Genomic DNA, 19,976 nt, shown 5'->3' with positions numbered 1-19,976 from the left:
AGAGATGACCAATGGGACGCATTACCGCAAGGAAATCCAGTTTTTCTCTGCCTCCGGTATTAACGTTGTTGGTGCTACTGTGTTTCACACCAGGGGGGCTGGAAGCCGCGGGTTTTTCCGCCGCCAGCAGGTGTAACCCGATCGCTGTGGACACTTGCGCTTTGCCTTTTCCCAGTGATGTTTTCCGTAACACAGTAGGACGTTACAACTATAGCAATACCATTCTCGATCGCCGTACCACGGGCTCAGTGCGACAACTGGCGCCGGCAAGATTGCAGTTTCCTTCCAGTTTCATGCCTTCAGAAATTTTAAATCGAAGCACTGGCTTTTCCGCGTTAGGGCCGGTGTTATTTGAACTCAATGAGTGGCCGTTCACTGACATTCCCGAGGACGGTGAAGGCGTTTTACACGTTTACAATATGAAAACCGGTGAAAGGGTGCCGATGATTGTGTCGCTGAATAAAGCCGCGCAGGCGAAGCTTAGCCCCGGCCGGGGCAGGCCGGTTGTGAGTGCCTGGCCGCGCACCCGCTTTGAATTCGGAGAACGCTATATTGCAGTCTTGTTTCAGTCGGGATTCAACGACGTGGTGGGACTAAACGGCAATGATTTGTTTCAACCAACAGAGGGCGTCACCAAAGCACTCAACGGTGAGGCCGGCTGGATCCTGAATTACACCTATACCGCACCGGTTAATAGCTTGCGGGAACTGGGTATCCCCTTTGACAATATTCTTTCCTTCACCTGGTTCACAGTGAAGGATGAAGATGAGGTGACCCAGCCGATGCAGGACATGGTTGCAACTGCATTGGAATACCCGAATTACGCAACCGAATTGGAAGTGGCTAAGACCATGGGCGACCCGGATTACGAGTTGGTCGCGCTGAAAGGTCAGCTATCCATGGTGAATTTTCGGGATGAAGACGGTGGCGTATACCCACCCTATGCGCCCATTCAGGATCTATCCCGCCGCCGGGTTGAATTTATTATGAGCCTGCCTAAGTGGGAGCAGGATAGCCCTGTGCCTGTCGCCGTGTTTGGACACGGCCTGGGAAACTTTAAAGAATTTACCCACGACGGGTTTATAATGGGTGATCGCCTTGGAATGGCAACGATTGCCATCGATCATCCTAATCACGGCTCCCGGGTTACCACTTTTGATGTGTTAAAAGAGCCACATATTTCTATGGCGGTTTCGACACCCCTCACGATCATGCAGTTGCTGGGTATGTTTGTACAAGCGACAGTGGACCAAAATGTGGTGATTCATACGACCAAGCACGGGTTACCGGAATTGTTGGCGAGCTGGTCCAACCCTGAGTATCCGAACGTGCCCAGATTAGACTCCGACAGAGTGATGTTTGACGGTATGTCATTAGGTGGCATGTTAGGAATGGGGATAGGAGCAACTGCACCGGATCTGCAAGGGGTTTATCTTGTGAATGGAACCGGCAGTCTTATGCAGGCATTCACCGAGTCAACATTCTGGCCCAGTTTCACCAGTCATGTCGTTCCGTTGAACATGAATGGTGCCGAGATGATGTTCGTGGTTGGAATGATGCAACATTATCTGGATATAGCGGATGGCAATAATTTCGCTCAGTATTATCGCAATCCACCCGATGGCCGGTCTGAGCGTCCCTTGGGTATGCATTATTCGCTGGGTGACGGCAGTTTCCCAAACAATTCTTCCCTGGCCACGGCGAAATTGGTCGACTTGCCATTGCTGAAAGAGGTTATCGAGCCGGTCCCGGATCTCCGTTTCGGGGAAACCGGAGCTGACGATTTCGAAAACGGATACGGAATAGTGCAGAGTGGCTTTGGCTTGGAGCTGGCAAACCAATCTTTAGAGTCTTTGAAAGAACTGGACTTGGACAATAAGTTCGGTCAGTTGGACGATACGATTCTGACCGGTTTAATTGGTGTCGATCTTTCTTCTATCCCCGGTGGTAGCGATACCACCGGCTACCTGGCAAACCTGATCGGTGTGGGCGATGCCCAGTCTATTGATGATCTATTGGATCAGGTTTATTCGGGTGAGCTGGACGATTTTCTGACCCACTTTAATCGTGGTAGCGAAGCCGCGTTGCACCATGCCATTGACTGGCGCTGTCAGCTTTTTTCACTGAGCGCCGATCTTTGTGCGAATGCCAAGCAACTGGCATCAGACGATGTAAAAAATGGCGTCACTAACGGTTTGCCGGATCTGGGCGGCGGTGGTGATGTTGTTGATGATACAGTGGACCAAATCACTGATGTCATCGACACCGGGCTCAGTAACATTCAGGTCACGGAGGGCAGTGGTGGCTCATTCAGCTGGGTCAATCTGGTCGTACTTGGCTTAATCCTTATCTGGTATCAATCTGCGGCGACGCCCGTTGTTCGCGCGAATGCGGTTAGCCGGAGATCACGTTGATCAAATCGGCAAAGCAGTATCTGTCGATACCTCGTTTCAGGATTATTGTTGCAGCAATCAGCTCTGCCATCACTTGGTTCGCCTGGGCTTATTGGGCGAACCGGCACGATCCTCAACAGGCTATTGTTTCAGCTTTTTATCAGGGCGGCGTAAACCTTTTCACCACGGCCGTGGGCAGTTCGGCATTGGAATGGTTATTCAACAAAATGGGTGACACGATCTTCGGGCGTATCAGTTGTGTGTTCATTGTCAGTAGTTGTTCCCTTAGCCTGATGTTGACAGCGCATCTGTACGCCGCTACTCCCAATCTTCTGCTCACAGTGTTGCCGGTTTATATCGTTGTCTTACTTTTTTGCAGTAGCTACATTATCGGACTCAGTAAAATAAAAACAAACTATGATAACCAAGAAGTGGCAACGTAAAATCGGGCGTACATTGCTGTATTCAGCTTTGTTGCCGATAACATCTTCTGCTTTCGCAGAGTGGGGCTCGGTATCCGGTTGGGTGAATGCTCAAACCCGTTTTTATCCGGATACCAGCGAATATGTGGAAGAGCAAACCTATCCTGCCGCCGCTTTTGAGCTGACTTATTCCCAGGATCTGGGAGATAGTGATCAGTTCATCGCGACTTTGTTCGCTCGTGGCGATAGTGTTGATGATGAACGGAATTATCTGGATGCACGGGAATTTTTATGGCTGCATCACGGCGAGAACTTTCAAACCCGTGTTGGCGTAGGCCAGGTCTCCTGGGGCGTTAATGAAATATTCAAAATCACGGATCTGATTAATCAGAAGGACAGGGCAGAACTGCCTTTTCAGAAGAAATTGGGTCAACCGATGGCCTCGCTTTCCTTTTACTGGGGTGAGCAGCTCATCGAGCTATATGCAATGTACGATGTCAGGCCAGCGTGGTATCCGGGTGAAGATGGCCGTTTACGTTACCCTTTGTTGATCGACGCGGATAATCAGAAATACGACCGGGGAAAAACCGGTAAGACCGATTTTGCTGCCAAGTGGAAAACCCGGTGGGGTGATATGGATATCAGCCTTTCACACTTTTACGGTGTCACTCGAGACCCGTATTTTATTTTCAATTACGACTTTGCTGACCCTCTTCTGATTCCGGTTTATGAAAAAGTCAATCAAACGTCGATTGATCTGGTGTATCCCTGGGGTGATGTTCTGCTGAAAGCAGAAGCGACTTACCAAACAGGGTCGATTGAGCAATTTGAATCGGTGGTTGGCGGGTTCGAGTATACCCAGGGTGGTTTATTTGATTCCAATCTGGATCTAACCTGGTATGTGGAGGCCATTTGGGACAGCCGGGATCAGATTGATGGCACTTTATTTGATCATGATATCGGCATAGCCGGACGCCTGGCATTAAACGATGCACGCGACAGTAACCTGGTGTTGGGAGTGGTAGCTGACTACGAATACGATGAAGCTTTCGGTTATTTTTTCTGGACTAATACCTTTGGTTCTTCCTGGACACTGAACATTACCGGCCAGTATTTTCTGGCCAACGAGCCGCGCCTGGACCCGGCTGAGTACGCTTCAGAAATACAAGCGTTCACCGATGAGATTGAAGCAGGCACGACACCCATACCGCAACAGGTCATAGACGACATGTTGGCGCTGTATGAAGGGACTACGATCGGTAAAAAGCAATTTGATCGTGTGGTGGAAGAGTTCGATAGAATTCAGATTGATCCCACCGGTTATTCCGAGGATGTCGATTTTGATAATGTACCCCAAACGCTATTCGATCTGATAAGGATTTCAGACAACTCCCAAAAAATGAACCTGATCGAAAGGGACGCCTATATTCAGGTCGATGTTTTTTATCATTTCTAGAGGTGTGTGCGAGATGTTTCGATTACTAGCAACCGTTTTATTCGCGATGACCGCCAGTTGGGTTGTCGCGGAACCCCAGACAGGATTACAAATCGTTGAAAAGGCCAAACAAAATGGGAAGGGGTTTGAGGACATGACCCATAAAGTCAAAATGATCCTCATTGACGATAAAGGCGAAACCACAGAGCGGGAAATGTTGGTGAAAGCCATGACCGACACAAATGGGGACGCCTATAGCATGTCTATTTTTACTGCGCCACGTCGAGAGAACGGCATCTCGTTACTCACCGTCGCAGAGAAAGGCGGGGACGATAAACAGTACCTTTATCTTCCGTCAACACGTCGGGTGAAGCGGATTACCAGTTCCAACAAGGGTTCTTCGTTCCGGGGCAGCGAATTCACCTTTGAAGATTTATCCGATCAGAACGTGGCGGACTATCGTTTCGAATTAGTTAAAGAAGCACCCTGTGGTGATCAGACCTGCTTTGTAGTCGATCGTTTTCCGAAGTCCGGTGAATCCGGTTATAGCAAAACCCAGATGTGGATCGATACCGTTTATTATCGCCCCATAAAGGCAGACTTTTTCGATCAGGATGGTAAGTTGCTAAAGACCATGGAAACAGACAATTATCGATTGTTTAATGAAAAGTTCTGGAATCCGGAAACCGTAACAATGGCAAATCATCAAAGTGGCAACAGCACCAAAATGGTATCGCTGGAATTGAAAATGAACACCGGGTTGCGAACGTCGGAGTTCACTGAGCTGGCTATGCGCAATTGGCGATGAACTCACTCGGCTGAAAGTTTGCCCGTAATAAAAAAGGCCTGATATTACTCAGGCCTTTTTTATTGTCAGGATTTAATAATGTCAGAAAGATTCAAGGAACTTTAATTCAGAGGGTATAATTGCATCGTATTGCGCTTTGTACTGTTGACCGTATTGTTTTTTAAATTCTCTAGGAGATTCACCGGTCCACTTTTTAAAGGCTTTGCTGAACGCAGATGAATCGCAAAAGCCCAGCATTAATGCAATTTCGGTTATGCATTTATCGCTTTTAGTCAGATAGCTGATGGCAAATTCTCGTCGCAACAAGTCCAATTCGTTTTGAAAATTGGTGCCCATGCTGTTGAGCTGTCTTCGTAAAGTACGGCCGCTCATGCCTAACTTGCGGGCTGCACATTCCAACGATGGAAAAGCGCCGACACTCTGAATCAATACTAACCGCAGTTTCTTTGGTAGATAGTTCAGGTTGATCGGCGGGATAGATTTAAGGAAGTCTTCTTCTGCCATGCGAGCAATCCCCTGGTTAGCTAATAATAGTTCTTTTTGTGCCAGTTTTTTGGATACTACAAACTCGGTATGATCTGTGTTGAATTTAATTTTGCAATTGAAATAGCGCTCGTAGATATTCTCGTAAGCGGGCGGAGGGTAAGGGAAGCCGACGTATTCCGGCTGGTATTCTTTGCCCAATAAAAACTGAAGAATATTTTTGAAGTTCACCGTTATTGATTCGGCAAAGAAATGAGAGAACGGATGCAGTGACAATACTTCGATGATGCGCAGGCCCACAGTATTCTTCGTTTCAAAATATTCCATACTGAACGGCGGGAAGGCTTTTTCGCACAGGCTGGCGGCCGCCTGCAGGCACTCCGCGTAGGTCCGTTGCGCCATTGCAGACACTCCGGCCATGCCGTGACAGGTCAATCGCATTTGTTGTCCCACGGCTAACCCTGCATAGGGCATATTAAGGGCATCCATGATTACTTTAATCATTGATAGGATTTCGTTGAGCGAGAATGGTGTAGAGCGGTCTGATAGTGCATTCAGGTCAACCCCGGTTAATCGGGATAGTTCCGGTTTCGGGAGCCCCAGTTGTTCCGGCAACTCAAGATAGGCTGACACATATTCGGGCAATATAATTGCGGTATCTTGATCCATGGTCATTATTATTTTTTTTATGATTGGGTGGGATTCAGCTTTAATTCTAGAAGACCTGAGTCGTGATTTATTATTGTTAAAGTGTACATACTTAGTCAGTTTGTGTTGCATAAAGTAAATGTGGGCGTGTAAATGCGGCAAATAGGAATGGCTATCGGTCAATTTAGGACAGATTTGTTCGAAATATTTAATTTCGACTGATTGAGAGCTAAGGGGTATACTGCTCGTCCCTTGAAAAGCGATGGACAATTGTGCTAATGAATCAATAAGTGGCCGTTGTCTGACCAGTTTGCAGGTAAATTTCGCTTATGAGAACGATATGGCATGCAGTTGGCACGTAGATGGCATGCAGTTGGCCTATTGGGGGTATAACCCTACGCATTATAGTTGGTCTGAAAATCGACTTTTTTTGTTAAGAAGTAGCTAATCACCGTTTTGGTAATTAGATCGTTCGCATCCAGCTGAGATACTGACCTGAACCCACCTAGTTTTATGACTGCATAAGGAAATGTAATGGAACGGATATCGTTACTCGATGATTTGTTTTTGTGGTTGGAAAGAAGAAGCCAGCCCCTGCACGTTGCCGGACTACTTATTTTCGAAAAGCCAAAGGGCGCTCCTGCTAATTTTATTAGCGATATGGCAGAGTTTATCCGTCAATACGATCAACCCTCAGCGCCGTTCAATCAACGACTGGTTTCACGAAAGCGGGGCCATTTCTGGAAGCACGACAGTAGCTTCGATCTGGACCATCATTTTCGACACGTGGCACTGCCCAAACCCGGTGGTGTGAAAGAGTTACTGACGTTTGTTTCTATTGAGCACAGTAATTTACTGGATCGCAGCAGGCCGCTGTGGGAAAGCTATTTGATTGAGCAGATGCACGGCCGACATTTTGCAATGTACAACAAAGTCCATCATTCGGTGTTGGACGGAGTGTCCGGGGTTCGCGCCACAATACAGTCACTCTCTACCGATCCAGAGCAGCGAGACATGCCTCCTTTCTGGCAAATGCCTGCCTTGGATCCGGTATTCCCGCAGGAAGCGGAATCACCAGGACGGTTTGCTGCGTTAAAGAAATTGTCCGGCATGGCAAGCCGCCAGGTTTCCAGTGTGCCCACTGTTGTTAAGGCTCTTTATCAGACAGTGCAAGCTGCGTCTAAGGATCCCGAATATAGCAATGTGTTTAAAGCACCACCCAGTAAGCTTAACCAACCAATCACTGGTTCCCGTCGTTTTGTTGCTCAATCCTATGAACGGGCACGATTGAAAGCGATTGCAACTCAAACCGGGTCCACCACTAACGATATTGTTTTGGCGTTGAGTGCGACGGCATTACGGAATTATTTGGCCTCCATGGATAGCTTGCCGGATGACCCTCTGATTGCAATGGTGCCGGTTTCATTGCGCACAGATGACAGTGTTGGCGGGAATCAGGTAGCCGCCATACTGGCTAACCTGGGCACTCACAAAGAAGATCCGCTTGATCGTCTGAATATCGTAAAAGATTCAGTCCAGCAAGCAAAAGCTAAGTTTGGTCAAATGAGCAAGGAAGAAATCGTTAACTACACCGCCTTGTCGCTGGCTCCCACCGGATTGACCGTGCTAACTGGGCTATTACCGAAATGGCTGGCTTTTAACGTGGTCATCTCCAGTGTGCCAGGCACCACGGATACGCTGTACTGGAACGGTGCCAAAATGGAACGTTATTACCCGGTGTCAGCCATAGTGAACCAAATGGCCCTGAATATTACTTTGGTTCACTATGAGGACAGGTTGGAGTTTGGCATTGTTGGTTGTAGGCGGACACTACCCAGTATGCAGCGCTTGTTAGGCTTTCTGGATGATGCTATTTCTGAATTGGAAGCGGTGGTGGGTATCGCCGATTCGAAACAGGTAAAAGGCGCATCAACCAGGAAGACAAAGATCGCTTTTCTGGACCGTACCCGCGAAGAGCACGCCTAAGTCCATGTCGCATCAAGGCTTTTATAAAAGTGAACATCTTGTGACAAAAATAGACTTATAAAAACACTTGCTTGACTATATTAACCTATTTACAGTGTACGCATGTGCACTGTAAATAGGAGCTCGTCATGCCGCTATCTTCTTCTGCTCGCCCGGTTGCTTCTCCATCACCGGCCAAGCGTCATACTTCCTTCCATTGGCTGTTTGGGTTATTTACGCTGGCGATGCGCAGCGGCGGTGAACTCACTCGCGTGGCCGGTGAGATGCATCACACTGTGACGGCAGCTCCAATGCCCTGGGACGCCAAGCACCAGGCTGATTTCAGTAAGGCGCCGAAGGTTTACAAGTTGGTAAAACTGGTCTTCGAATATGGATCAGACAGCATTCACCAGTGGGTCAACCGCTTGCCTGGTCAGACGCCTGCATCCGGGGCATTGGTTAGGATGCGCAGCGCGTTGAATGGTGTGGTGGGGGATAAATTGGTCGAATGGGATCACCTCCTGGCGATGGGCATGGAGACGGTTGATGAGCTGGGCAATGATATTCAGTTGAGTCAGCTAAATCTTCAAAAACGCAAGAGCCTGGTTTTGTTCGTGCACGGTCTGTGCTTGAGTGAACACGATTGGCAAGGCCCGGGTCACAGTGAGTTGGTGGCCAAATTACGTGAGCAAGGTCATCAGGTGGCTTGGATTCGTTATAACACAGGCCTGCCGATTTGGGAAAACGGAAGGCAGCTTGCAGAGTTGCTTGACCAGTATTGGACACAAACGAAACCCAGAAAAAGTTCGATTACCATGATTGGTCACAGTATGGGTGGCCTGGTTATCCGCAGTGCTAATCATTATGCAGAAAAACAACGTCATGCTTGGCTAGCGGCCTCCCATAACGCCGCCTATCTGGCGAGCCCCCACGCCGGTGCGCCGTTGGAAAAAATCGGCAACTTCAGTAATTCCATGTTGGGTGCGACCCCCTATTCAAAGCCGCTAATGGCGCTAGGTAACATCCGTAGCAGGGGGATCCGGAGCCTGCGACACGCCAATGTAACCGAACCGGAGCATGAGAACGCGCCACAACCCTGGTTGCCGATGAGTGATAAAAGCCATCATTTGCTGGTCGGTGCCAGGCGGTTCTATGAATCGGGCAATCGCTGGTTGGGTGACGGTTTAGTGCCGGAAGACAGCGCTATGGGAGGCCCTTACTTTCCACAGCAACATCCAAACGTTGAACGCGTGATGTTGGATCAGGTCGGGCATTTAGCACTGCTGCAAGACCATCGCATGTATGTATACCTACAGCGATGGCTGATCAAGCGCGGTGTTTTAGAGGACCAAGAGGGCGAGGGCAAAGCGGGATTTTTCAGGTAAGCCCCTTCACACTGCAGAAGCAATAACTACTTCGGCCTGAATGCGTTATTCCATGGAAATCGGTGTGCCGGATGTCTGGTTGTTTTTATTCAGGCTGGCGCTGTCCAATTCCGGTTCACATAAAAACGCTTCTATCTCATCAATTCGATCCGCGGCGTCGCGATAACCAAGCTGGATCAGCTCCCGGGTAAACGCAGAATCGAAGAGTAAGAAGCTGGTAAGATCGGCGCTTTGAGCGTCCGGTGTGCCCATGCCTTCCATCATGTAGCGAACGCTTTTCGGCATCCGGTGTTCCAGTGTTTTCGCGATGAAAGCGATGTCTGCGGAAGGCGATATAACCAGCGGGTTCACGATCCTCATTGGCTCATGATCCAAAACGGTGTTATCGCCGGTGGCGCATACGAGGGATTCCAGTTTTTCATGTTCCGTAACAAATGAATTCATGCGGTTCAGGTGATCCAGGTCGGCGTCCAGGTGATCAAGAAATATAGCATTCATCAGGGTGCCGCAAATCTGAGAAAGCGGTGGCCGTTTCAGGTCGCTGGAAAAATCAGCATCAGAGGACCATTCCGAACGCAGCAAGCTGTCGGCGGATTCCTTACAGCGAACCCCCACTGCCAATATGCGGTCAGCACCCAAGCGAATTGCGGGGCTCAAGGGTGTGACCAGACGCATAGCGCCGTCACCGAAATAGGCTGTAGAGTTTCCTGCAGGCAGTTCTACTGGCGGAAATACGATGGGAATTGCAGCGGATGCGAGAATATGAGGAACCGTAATTTCGGCATTGAGTGCGATGCGGCGACTTTTATTCCACAGTGGATGTCCTTCTTTACCTTCAATGAATGTAAACGCTCGCCCTGAATGATAACCGGTGGCGGTGATGGCCAGGGCGTAGAGGCCGCCGTCTTTTACGGCGCGCCGGATACCGGTTAAATCCAGGTATTGGGTTAGAAATCCGTATAGTGGTGTGGAGTCTACTAGTGAGGTGACGCGGCCGGCTCCGATTAATCCCCCCAGACCAAAATCCATTGCCATTCGCCCGGCGTTTTTAAGCATGGAGAGCGGATCCGTCCGGTAAACATCACTGGCTTTAAGATTTGACCAAAGCTTGACAAGCAGCTGCGCAGACGCGCTGAAATTCTGATGTTGCGAGGCAATAGCCGCGCCGTTGATGGCGCCCGCGGATGCACCAGTGATGATAGAAAATGGTGCAGAGCCATTAGCGAATGCGGGTATTTCACTAACCCGTCTCATGACTCCCGCTTGATAGGCGCCCCGTGCTCCTCCAGCAGTAAGTACCAATGCTGTCATGGGCTGGCGTACGGATGCAGAAATAGGCTGCATTCAAAAATCCTTTATGTGGCGCAAATTGGGGTTGTAATGAGTTGGCTATAAAGGTGGCAAATGCAGATTGTGTGCCAGCAGGGAAGGTGTCTCTAATGGTTTGGACATTCGGTTTGACCAGGTTAACTGTGTTAGGGAAAGGTGTGTTGCCAGTATGTAGCGATCTGCTACAATGAGATTAACTGTATCCCCTGGTTATTGAGGTCAGCAACTATGGCTAAGGCAGCATCACCCGTCCGTTTGGAAAGTAATTTAATGAACGCGGCGACCGAGGCGAGTTCGGCGCAGCACCGTAGCGCTGCAGAACAAATTGAATATTGGGCTGATATCGGGCGCAAGGTTGCTAAGATAATTGATCCTGATACGTTGCTGGCAATCAACGCGGGTCTGATCAGAATCAAGCTGGAGGAAACGACACCCGTCACCGCGAGCCCGGATGATGTGTTTGCCACATTGGGCAGTGCCCGTGAGTCCGGTGCGTTATCGGATGCGATAGCTTCCGGCTCCATTCGTTATCAGGCTTCAGCCGCCCATCCCGGTATGCTGGAACAGGTACACCCGGATGGCGAAGTGCTCATTGGTCAATTCTGTGATGGTGAGTTTCAGGTGCACTATCACGGATGAGACAATTATGGATGTTGGTCGGGGGCAATGGCGCAGGCAAAAGTACGTTTTACAATCAGGCATTAAAACCGCTCGGTATGCCATTCATCAATGCCGACTTGATAGCCAAAGATGTCTTCCCGGATGAACCTGAAATCAACAGCTATCACGCCTCCCGCTTGGCGCAAACATTGCGGTTCGAACAGTTGGACCTGGGTAAAAGTTTTTGTTTCGAAACCGTGTTTTCACACCCGTCTAAAATCGATTTTATCGCCCGCGCTAAAGCCCGTGGTTATCAGGTTATATTGGTGGTGATTCACGTGTTTTGTAGTGATCTGAACAAAGCCCGGATTGCGCAGCGGGTTGAAGAGGGTGGACACAATGTGCCCGACGATAAAGTAGTCGCCAGAATTCCCCGCACTCTTGAACATGTGGCTACGGCCATTCCCCTCTGTGACGAGGTCTGGATATTGGATAATTCCAGCCTGCAACATCCGTTTTTACCCGTGATTACCATTAAACAGGGCCAACGTCGTGAGCACGTTTGCCCGCTACCCGAATGGGCCAAAGGCTTTTAGTTTTGGTTATCCGCTGATCGAATTCAGGAACGCCATCTGCCACTCCAGATTCCGCGTTAGCTAAATTTAAACGAGATCTGTGATGGCGGGGCAGAGTCGGCTTCTATGAAGCGGACGCCAACGCCCAGTAGGCGCACTGGCATATTTTTACGTTTGAAGGCGTCATTGCATAATGTTTTGTAAATGCTTAAAGACGGCTCGCGCACCCCGCACTCCATTGTTGTGCTGGTGAAGTCAGAAAATTTTAGCTTTACGAAGGCTTTTTTGATCTGGTTGTGTTGCTTCAAGTTTTGTAAGCGACCCTGTAGCTGTTGGCACAATTCTGGAAATTTCGCCTGACAACTATTCAAATCCGGTAAATCCTCCGCGTAGGTATGTTCTACACTCAGTGATTTGCGATCGGTACGGGGTTGTACCGGGCGTTCGTCAATTCCGTGCGCCAAACGATATAAGTGTTCGCCGAAACTGCCTACCCGTTCGACAAATTCAAAGCGGTTATATTGTCGGATGTCGTTGCAAGTACGAATGCCCAGATTATGAAGGCGTGCGCAGGTCACCTTTCCCACCCCATGTAATTTTTCCACTGGCAGGGCTTTAACAAAATCATCCAGTTGCGGTGGCGGGATTACACAGAGTCCGTCCGGCTTATTCCAGTCGCTGGCTATTTTGGCCACAAATTTGTTCGGCGCTACCCCCGCTGATACGGTAATACCCACCTGTGATTTGACCTGCTTGCGAATCGCTTCAGCCATGCGCGTTGCACTACCCTGAAAATGCGGCTGTGTGCTGACATCCAGGAAAGCTTCATCCAAAGATAAAGGTTCAATTTGATCCGTATATTGCAGAAAGATACGCCGGATCTGTTGAGAGACTTGCTTGTAGTAGTGGATCCTATGAGGAAGGATAATCAGTTCCGGGCACAGGCGCTTGGCATAGGCCGACGCCATTGCGGAATGCACGCCATATTCCCGTGCCGGATAATTGCACGTGGATATGACTCCGCGACGACCGGGATCGCCCCCGACGGCTATGGGGCGATGACGTAGCGAAGGGTCATCCCGCATTTCCACGGCGGCGTAAAAACAGTCGCAATCGACATGGATGATCTTCCGCATCATGGCGCTCGGTTCCAGTTAAAAAAATCTTTGCCAAATTCGGCGTAGTGATATACTGTACAAGTATACAGTAAAAATCAACTAGTCAAAATGATCGCGGAGGCGTTGCCATGAGCTCACAGGATAAGGCGTTTGTAAGCACGGCTGTACAATTGTCAGACATATCACTATCTCATGCTCAGTTAATGCATTGGATCGCAGAATACCGAGAGATCAAAGGTACCTGGCCGGCTAAGGAACAGCTGATATCCAGTCCCGGTTACCACATTGAATTATTGGAAGATTTAGAGCGCTGGAATCTGGTTGCACAGGATAAAGAGCAGAACCTGGTGGCAAAGGAACAATGGATCAGTTTGCCGGTTGTTGGCGCGGTGGCGGCGGGAATTCCAATTGAAGCCATCGAAAACCAGCAGGGGCAGCTATCACTACCGCTGAGGTTATTCAGGGAACGCCCCACTTATTTACTGAGGGTGCGGGGCGATAGCATGAAGGACGTCGGCATTTTGAACGGCGACTTGATTGCGGTGCGTAAAACCCAGGATGTTAGCGAGGGTAAAATTATCGTAGCCCGGGTGGATAACGAAGTCACCGTGAAACGGTTAAAGCTGGCTGGAGATCAGGTTGCATTGATGCCGGAAAATACCAGCTATGAACCAATCATGGTGGCTCCGGACGAATTGGTAGTAGAGGGTGTGTTCGTCGGCGTTATCCGAGAGTCCAGGCAGTTACATTAGCAAAAAGAATTAAAACGCCGCAGGCGTCTTAGTATCAAATGAATCATCGATTTTCTCGCGCAGTAAAAAATCGACACCCATCAATTTTTACTGCCTCTTTAGGCTGCAGTCCCGCTGCAGCCTTTTTTTATGCCAAGGTTACTGGAAAGCGTTAGCTGAAAATAACCACCAGCAGTGCCACGACGCCACATAAGAATCCCGCCACGCCAAACATTTTGCTGCTCTTGATGCGGTCACCCAGATCTGCTGACAGCTGTTCCGATACCGACGATTTCAGATTGCTGAGTTCTTCCTGCGCTACGTCCTGGGCGATGCTCTGGCTGATTTCAGTAGCTGCCTCTTTTGCGGCTTCACCGGCGGTGGCGGCTGAGGTGAATTGGGCAATCTTTTTCACTTCTTCAATCAGTTCAGGGGAGGCCTTGCGATTAGTTTCCATCGCATCGCTGATCGATCCCAGGCTGCTGTTCAGGTGGCTCTCGACTTTCTTGCTGATTTCGTCATAACGGTTATCAATCAGATCGCCGGCAACCCGTTGACAGATACTGGTGCTTTGCTCACGGATCTGGTTATCCATGCGCGAATTGAGCTCAACACGTAAATCGGATTTTGCGTGCGCTATATCCTGCTTCACTTCAGCCAACAGATTTTCGCGGATAGCCTCCAGCAGTTGCTTCTGAGAGGCTTCGAAGCGCTCCTCCAGTATTTTACGTACCATATTTTCAACAACGCGGGTGCTGACGCCCACGCTTTGAGAGGGCTTGTTTTCCGTTGCGCCCAACGAGTCCATTTTGCCTGCTGAAGAAGGATCAAGCCGGTTCAGGATCGCTGCCAGAGTCGCCGCAGGAGCAGGCTTCGGTAAAATGGCGTAGGCGCCGATCGCAATGGCTTGCTGGGCGTAGTCGTTGCCTTCCTTGGAGGTACACATAATGATGGGGATATCTTTAAGGTCCGGGTTCGATTTAATGGCTTTCGTCGCCTCGAATCCGTCCATCCCCGGCATCAGGTGATCCATAAAAATGATATCCGGCGTATTACTGGTAAGGTAGTTCAGGGCATCGCCTGCAGATTCAGCGAATTCGGTTTTGATGTCCTGCTGCTGCAGCAGTTTTTTTAATGAAAATCGCGCAGACTTGGAATCGTCTACTACCAGGGCATGTTTTATCGACATGGGCACTTCTTCTTAAGATGCATTAACGTAAAGGGCATACCGTTCAGTATATACAGAAATGTGGTTTCTGCCCGTCATAGCCTATTTATAAATTATTGTTAACTATGGCAAACTTTGCCAGTGCCATTTCTGAAATTATGCAGGCGGGGTTTCTCTGCAGGCAATACCACGCCCTGCAGTTCATTTAGCAATCAGTGAAATTGCTTATGATCCTTCCGCTTGTTCCGCCCCGGTGATGAACATATCCTGTTGCTTCTCGATGGATTTGACCAGTAACTTGACGTTCATGGCGTTCGCTTTCCAGCTAGCGTCCAGCAGATCTCCAACAATCGGCACGGCACCCACTACCATATCAATCAGAATATTGGAAAGCATGCGCCACATAGCCCCCCCGGACACGCCATATTTTCTGGCGGCGATGAGAATGTGGAGTGACAAAATAGCAGTCAGGATATCCCCGGCCACCGGAATTAAGCCGATAATAAAGTCCCAGCCCAGCCGATACCGGGTGAAAGGAATTTTGAAGCGGTCGTCCAACAGGTAGGCCAGGCGTTTGAGGTTCGCCAGGGAATATAAGCCTTTCGGCTGTTTCAGTGCAGGTTGATCCGGCATGATTTGATCAGGCATGGGTAAAGAGCCTTAGGTTTTCTGATGAAATACAGTTTACCATTACTTATAAATGCAAAAGCAATGAGGAATTCGATGTCGATCGTGAATATAAAAGGCCAGTGTGACCCCCGTTTTGAAGCTGTGCAACAGGCTTTCGGCAAATTATTTGAGGACCAAACGCAAGTGGGCGCTTCTTTTAGCCTGTATTACCAGGGGGCTTTAGTGGTGAATCTGTGGGCAGGGGAAACGGCCAACGAGGTACAGCCGGAATGGCAACAGAATAGTCTGGTGAATGTGTTTTCGGTGAGCAAAGCGGTCACCGCCATCTGTGTTCAGAGGGCGATTGATGCCGGCGCAATGGATGTTGCACGGCCAGTCGCGGATTACTGGCCAGAATATGGCTGCAATGGAAAAAAACGCACTACGGTTAGCCAGCTGTTAAACCATCAGGCGGGTCAGCCAGCGCTAAAAACCCAGCTTGCTGACGACGCAATCTATGATTGGGAGCAAATGACGTCCGTGCTGGCGTCGGAGGAGCCATGGTGGCAGCCGGGTACGGACCATGGCTATCACATGATTACTTATGGTTGGCTGGTGGGTGAAGCATTTCGCCGTGCCGTGGGGCTTAGTGTGAATCAGTTCCTGCAGGACGAAATCGTAAAACCGAACAACCTGGAAATGTATTTTGGTGTACCGGACAGCGAACTGTCCAGAATCGTGAATCTGAGTGCGGCAAAGGGGCTGCCGGAGCCGGGTAGGGTGAGCTTGTTCAACCATGTGATGACCGAACCGGCGAGTGTCACCGCGCGAGCTTTAATGAACCCGCTTTCGATAATGAATGGTGCCAATACACTACCTTGGCGCAAAGCCGAAATCCCGTCTGCAAACCTGCATTCCACCAGTGCATCGCTGGCGACGTTATTTGGTCGGGTTGCCTGCCGAGAGGGGATTCTTTCTGATGCTGCATTGCAGCGCTGTCAAACGGAAGAAACGGCCGGACCGGATCGGGTATTGCTCACTAATAGCCGCTTTGGTCCGGGCTTTATGTTGCAACAGCCAGGGGACCTGGAAGCCGAGTTCGGTCCGGGGCTGCACGCGTTTGGGCATCCCGGAGCCGGTGGTGCGTTGTCGTTTTCTGATCCGGAACAAGAGCTGGGGTTTTCCTACGTGATGAATCAATTGGGACCTTATGTGTTGATTGATCCCCGCCCGCGTAGTTTGATTGCTGCGGCTTACGATTGTCTGAAACGCTGATTTAGAAATACAACAGCAGCCATTGTAAAAATCCGGCCGCAGCCCCTATCCAGAAGCCGCCAATACCGGCGACGATGGCTAGGGGAGTTAATATATTCTTTAATGCAGTGTAAAAAGTCGAATCAGATATGGTGTTAAGGCGATCCCGTATGAACACGGCAATAATTTGGCTGCGTTGATTGTTAAATTGCTCGTCCAGCAGAGGTGTGATAATGGCGTTGGTAAGCTTATCGGTTAGAGCGCTTTTCAATTCTACATAGCCGATCGGACCCAGGGTGAGCTGCACAAAGGTTCTGATATTAACGTCTTCGACCAGCACGGATAGTTGTTTCTTGATGATGGTGTGTGTGTGTCGGGTATTGCCTTCATACAATAACGTACCGAAGAGATTGCGCGGTGACAGTACAGTACCGGCTAGCAGGCTGGCCAGTTCCTGATCCTGTGCGAGGCGGAATTTGGCATAGGGGCTGCGGATTTTCCAGCGCCCCAGGGTGATGGGTTTGTAAGGGTATTCGATCCAGTGCTGACATACCCAGAAGAAAAAGAAGACGCTGAAGGCGCTCCATAAAACATAAAACCAAAGGCTGTCGGCGCCGGTCAGCGTAACGATAACCAGTTGTATACAGCCCAGAATAAAACCCATCCAGGCACAGAACCGGCCCATGCTGTTAAACGTTTTTCTGCTCAGAATATTGTAAAGTTTTAATAGTGTGCCTGGCTGTTGTTTCTCAGCAAAGTTCAGTAGGTGTTCATAGGTCAAAATACGGGGCAGGCCGTCCCCTAATTCTTCGACGATGTCGTCAATGATGCGCGGAAGCAAGCGGTGCGCACGGGCATAGAAGCGGTTTTTAATCAGTATCGGCAGGTTTTCCCACAGCACGGCGTTCTTTTCCGACATGATTTGGTCAAGGATGCCGTCTATTTGTGGACGCAGGTAGTTCAGTTGGTGGGTCACGACCTTTTCCGGGCCGATCAATTCGAAAATTTGTTGTAGTCCGCCCAGTTTTTCCAGAACGCCCCGGGACCATAAGTCGATATACCGGTTTTTGTTCGTGAAAAAATAGCCCTGCCATCCCAAATAGGGTTTGATACCAATAAATCGCTGAGGGTGTATGGCGAGAAAGCGAACCAGCTTGATCGTGCCCCAGCCGGCAGTACCCAGCAGCACAGGCAGCAGAATTGGTAGTAAAGCGATGAGGCTTTCCGAGGACGGCGCATTTAGCATGCTTGCGCTATATCTCCTCGTAACATGGGGCTCTCTCCAGTGTTTGCTATAAATAGCATGTCAGATTGCCAGATTGCATTAATATCCGAGAGCAGTAAAGTTGCTCCCGAAAAAGGGTTAAACAGGTTGGTCTGACACGGTTCCGAATTATTATAGTTATTTTCAGTCAAGGCCGTTCCGGGTCCATCGCTACCGCGTTCGTGACGGTAGCTAATTAGGTATATTAGCTAAAAATAGCGGTCATTGTAGGATAAATTAACACTCTGCTGCCTTGGCTGAAAAGGAGGGCGGCTGCGTCGGAATGTACAGTTGCCGTGGATGCAGGTAGTGAATGAAAGCGGGCTATCCGGCACCGGTGAACATCAATGTTAGTTGCAGCAAACCGGCCATTAGCCCCAGCACTCCGCCCATGGTTATCAGGATCCATTCGTCTTCTTCAAATGCCGGCCGTAATAATGCCTGGAATTCTTCTGACGACATCGCCTGCATCCGCTCCCGGAACATGCGCTCAACAACTTTGCCACGTTCTTTAGAAAAGATCGGGTCGTCGAATGAAGCCAGCGACATTTCAATTGTTTTCTCTTCAATGGTGCGTTTCAAGTCCACAAACCCTTCGGGACCAACGGTGAGCTGCGCTACTGTTTTTACTACCCCACCATCAATTACTGGGCGCATGTGTTTTTTCAGCATGGCTTTGGCGCGATCGGCTTTCGGTCCTTTAAAAATTTCCACCATGATATGACCGATAGTGAGGATTTCGGCTGTGACAATGCGGCAAAACACTTCAGAAACGGCACGTTGTCTGCTTAGGAATAAGCCCTGAACGGTGGGGCCGAAGGGGGTAAGTTTGGTGGGATTGAGCGGGCGGAAAATTAAATTTAGGGCAAGCCAATTGGTGGCCAGTCCGACCAACAAACCGAATGCGGGCAGTATGACCCAATCTTTGTGGTACCACCAGACGACCATCTGAATCAAACCGAAGATAAATCCAAATACGGCGCCGTAGTTAATGACGAACTTAAATTCCGTTTCGCCGCACTCCCAAAAAACACGGTTCAGCATGTTCTTGTCTTCGGACAACCGTTTAATGATGAGCTCTTTAGGGTCAATCAGGTCTTCGATATTGGCGTGCATATCTTCGATCAGATTGTCCACCATCTCCGGTAGCTGGCGGCGGGCCCGGTTATACGCCCGGTTTTTTACAATGTTAGGCAGATTCTCCCACAGCACCGTGTTGCGTTCATTCATGATGTCGTCGGTGAGCTCTTCTATGCGGGAATCAGCGACCTTGATAACGTGATGGGCGATTTTTTCCGGTTCGAACTCGTCAAAGATCTCTTGCATCGTGCTGATCTTGTCGAGGGTATTTTCCACAACAATGCCCGCCATCTTTTTCCCTTTCTTGGGAATGATGCCCTGCCAACCCAGCCACGGCGGTATACCGATGAATTTAATCGGATAGAAGGTTAACTGAATTGCCAGCCAGTTAGTTGTCCAGCCTACAATCGCTGCCACGAAGGGGATACTGATGTACTTCCAGAAATCCGGGTGGTTTACAAACTCGTTGTAAAGCTCAAGCATCGAGTGATGTTCCCTAACAAAGTGTGCTTGTCATATGAATTCAGAAAGGCTGCGGGCGCGTTATCGACCTCTCCCTTTGGCGAACTCACCTAACGTCGTAAGGTGCCGGCACTGTTGGATTTGCCGGAACTCGGTCTAGCCCATTTTCCTAACTGTAATAGCAGCTAGCCGGATATACCGATACCGCTAACCAAAATCTCACAAAAATATTCTAAATCAACGTCAT

The 19,976-nt window shown here is 49.4% G+C and carries 17 protein-coding genes; 10 read left to right on the top strand and 7 right to left on the bottom strand.

Annotation, left to right across the window (positions count from 1 at the left end):
* The first annotated feature begins 11 nt into the window (after nt 1-11).
* The 4 genes from FT643_RS02715 to FT643_RS02700 are packed head-to-tail and all read left to right on the top strand — an operon-like array spanning nt 12 to nt 5,058.
* The gene (locus tag FT643_RS02715; RefSeq protein ID WP_156869131.1) at nt 12-2,414 is read left to right on the top strand and encodes a hypothetical protein; all 2,403 of its coding nucleotides are present in this window, start codon (nt 12-14) and stop codon (nt 2,412-2,414) included.
* Nucleotides 2,411-2,836, top strand: a complete 426-nt coding sequence (locus FT643_RS02710) for a hypothetical protein (RefSeq protein WP_156869130.1) — start codon at nt 2,411-2,413, stop codon at nt 2,834-2,836. Before FT643_RS02715 ends, FT643_RS02710 begins: the two co-directional genes overlap by 4 nt.
* Nucleotides 2,811-4,271, top strand: a complete 1,461-nt coding sequence (locus tag FT643_RS02705) for a hypothetical protein (protein WP_156869129.1) — start codon at nt 2,811-2,813, stop codon at nt 4,269-4,271. Before FT643_RS02710 ends, FT643_RS02705 begins: the two co-directional genes overlap by 26 nt.
* Before the next feature lie 13 nt (nt 4,272-4,284).
* On the top strand, nt 4,285-5,058 hold the full coding sequence (locus FT643_RS02700) for an outer membrane lipoprotein-sorting protein (RefSeq protein ID WP_198043263.1): 774 nt from the start codon (nt 4,285-4,287) through the stop codon (nt 5,056-5,058).
* Nucleotides 5,059-5,139: 81 nt separating this feature from the next.
* Here the strand turns inward: FT643_RS02700 and FT643_RS02695 are convergent, their stop codons facing one another.
* Entirely contained in the window at nt 5,140-6,216 is a 1,077-nt protein-coding gene (locus FT643_RS02695) for an AraC family transcriptional regulator (RefSeq protein WP_198043262.1), read from the bottom strand.
* A 507-nt stretch (nt 6,217-6,723) separates the two neighbouring features.
* On the opposite strand from FT643_RS02695, the gene FT643_RS02690 reads away from it, so the two are divergent.
* Entirely contained in the window at nt 6,724-8,175 is a 1,452-nt protein-coding gene (locus FT643_RS02690) for a WS/DGAT/MGAT family O-acyltransferase (RefSeq protein ID WP_156869126.1), read from the top strand.
* 128 nt (nt 8,176-8,303) lie between these two features.
* The gene (locus FT643_RS02685) at nt 8,304-9,539 is read left to right on the top strand and encodes an esterase/lipase family protein (protein ID WP_156869125.1); all 1,236 of its coding nucleotides are present in this window, start codon (nt 8,304-8,306) and stop codon (nt 9,537-9,539) included.
* Between the two features lie 45 nt (nt 9,540-9,584).
* On the opposite strand, the gene FT643_RS02680 is transcribed toward FT643_RS02685, so the two are convergent.
* Nucleotides 9,585-10,883 (bottom strand): patatin-like phospholipase family protein, encoded by a 1,299-nt coding sequence (locus FT643_RS02680; protein ID WP_156869124.1) that lies wholly within the window; start codon nt 10,881-10,883, stop codon nt 9,585-9,587.
* A 213-nt stretch (nt 10,884-11,096) separates the two neighbouring features.
* Between FT643_RS02680 and FT643_RS02675 the strand changes: the two genes are divergently transcribed.
* Together FT643_RS02675 and FT643_RS02670 are read left to right on the top strand one after the other, a co-directional pair.
* Complete coding sequence (locus FT643_RS02675) at nt 11,097-11,507, top strand: TA system antitoxin ParD family protein (RefSeq protein ID WP_156869123.1); 411 nt, start codon at nt 11,097-11,099, stop codon at nt 11,505-11,507.
* On the top strand, nt 11,504-12,064 hold the full coding sequence (locus FT643_RS02670; protein ID WP_156869122.1) for an AAA family ATPase: 561 nt from the start codon (nt 11,504-11,506) through the stop codon (nt 12,062-12,064). The genes FT643_RS02675 and FT643_RS02670 overlap by 4 nt, the downstream gene beginning before the upstream one ends.
* Before the next feature lie 56 nt (nt 12,065-12,120).
* Here FT643_RS02670 and dinB read toward each other — a convergent pair whose 3' ends face one another.
* The gene (dinB, locus tag FT643_RS02665; RefSeq protein WP_156869425.1) at nt 12,121-13,179 is read right to left on the bottom strand and encodes a DNA polymerase IV; all 1,059 of its coding nucleotides are present in this window, start codon (nt 13,177-13,179) and stop codon (nt 12,121-12,123) included.
* A gap of 110 nt (nt 13,180-13,289) precedes the next feature.
* Between dinB and lexA the strand changes: the two genes are divergently transcribed.
* On the top strand, nt 13,290-13,913 hold the full coding sequence (lexA, locus tag FT643_RS02660) for a transcriptional repressor LexA (RefSeq protein WP_232339813.1): 624 nt from the start codon (nt 13,290-13,292) through the stop codon (nt 13,911-13,913).
* A 151-nt stretch (nt 13,914-14,064) separates the two neighbouring features.
* Here the strand turns inward: lexA and FT643_RS02655 are convergent, their stop codons facing one another.
* Nucleotides 14,065-15,081, bottom strand: coding sequence for a response regulator (locus tag FT643_RS02655; protein WP_156869121.1), 1,017 nt, complete (start codon nt 15,079-15,081; stop codon nt 14,065-14,067).
* Nucleotides 15,082-15,285: 204 nt separating this feature from the next.
* A complete protein-coding gene (locus FT643_RS02650) occupies nt 15,286-15,708 on the bottom strand; it encodes a DUF4112 domain-containing protein (protein ID WP_156869120.1) in 423 nt (140 codons plus the stop codon).
* A 75-nt stretch (nt 15,709-15,783) separates the two neighbouring features.
* Here FT643_RS02650 and FT643_RS02645 point away from each other — a divergent pair, with 75 nt between their 5' ends.
* Nucleotides 15,784-16,944, top strand: a complete 1,161-nt coding sequence (locus FT643_RS02645) for a serine hydrolase domain-containing protein (RefSeq protein ID WP_198043261.1) — start codon at nt 15,784-15,786, stop codon at nt 16,942-16,944.
* Nucleotide 16,945: 1 nt separating this feature from the next.
* Here FT643_RS02645 and FT643_RS02640 read toward each other — a convergent pair whose 3' ends face one another.
* Nucleotides 16,946-18,169 carry a hypothetical protein gene (locus tag FT643_RS02640; RefSeq protein WP_156869118.1) on the bottom strand — a complete coding sequence of 408 codons (1,224 nt, stop codon included), beginning with the start codon at nt 18,167-18,169 and terminating at the stop codon, nt 16,946-16,948.
* Nucleotides 18,170-18,511: 342 nt separating this feature from the next.
* Complete coding sequence (locus FT643_RS02635; protein ID WP_156869117.1) at nt 18,512-19,750, bottom strand: DUF445 domain-containing protein; 1,239 nt, start codon at nt 19,748-19,750, stop codon at nt 18,512-18,514.
* Between the last annotated feature and the right edge of the window lie 226 nt (nt 19,751-19,976).

Source organism: Ketobacter sp. MCCC 1A13808 (assembly GCF_009746715.1).
Lineage (GTDB): Bacteria > Pseudomonadota > Gammaproteobacteria > Pseudomonadales > Ketobacteraceae > Ketobacter.
Note: the sequence above shows the minus strand (reverse complement) of the source record. Positions and strands in the feature narration are given on the sequence as shown.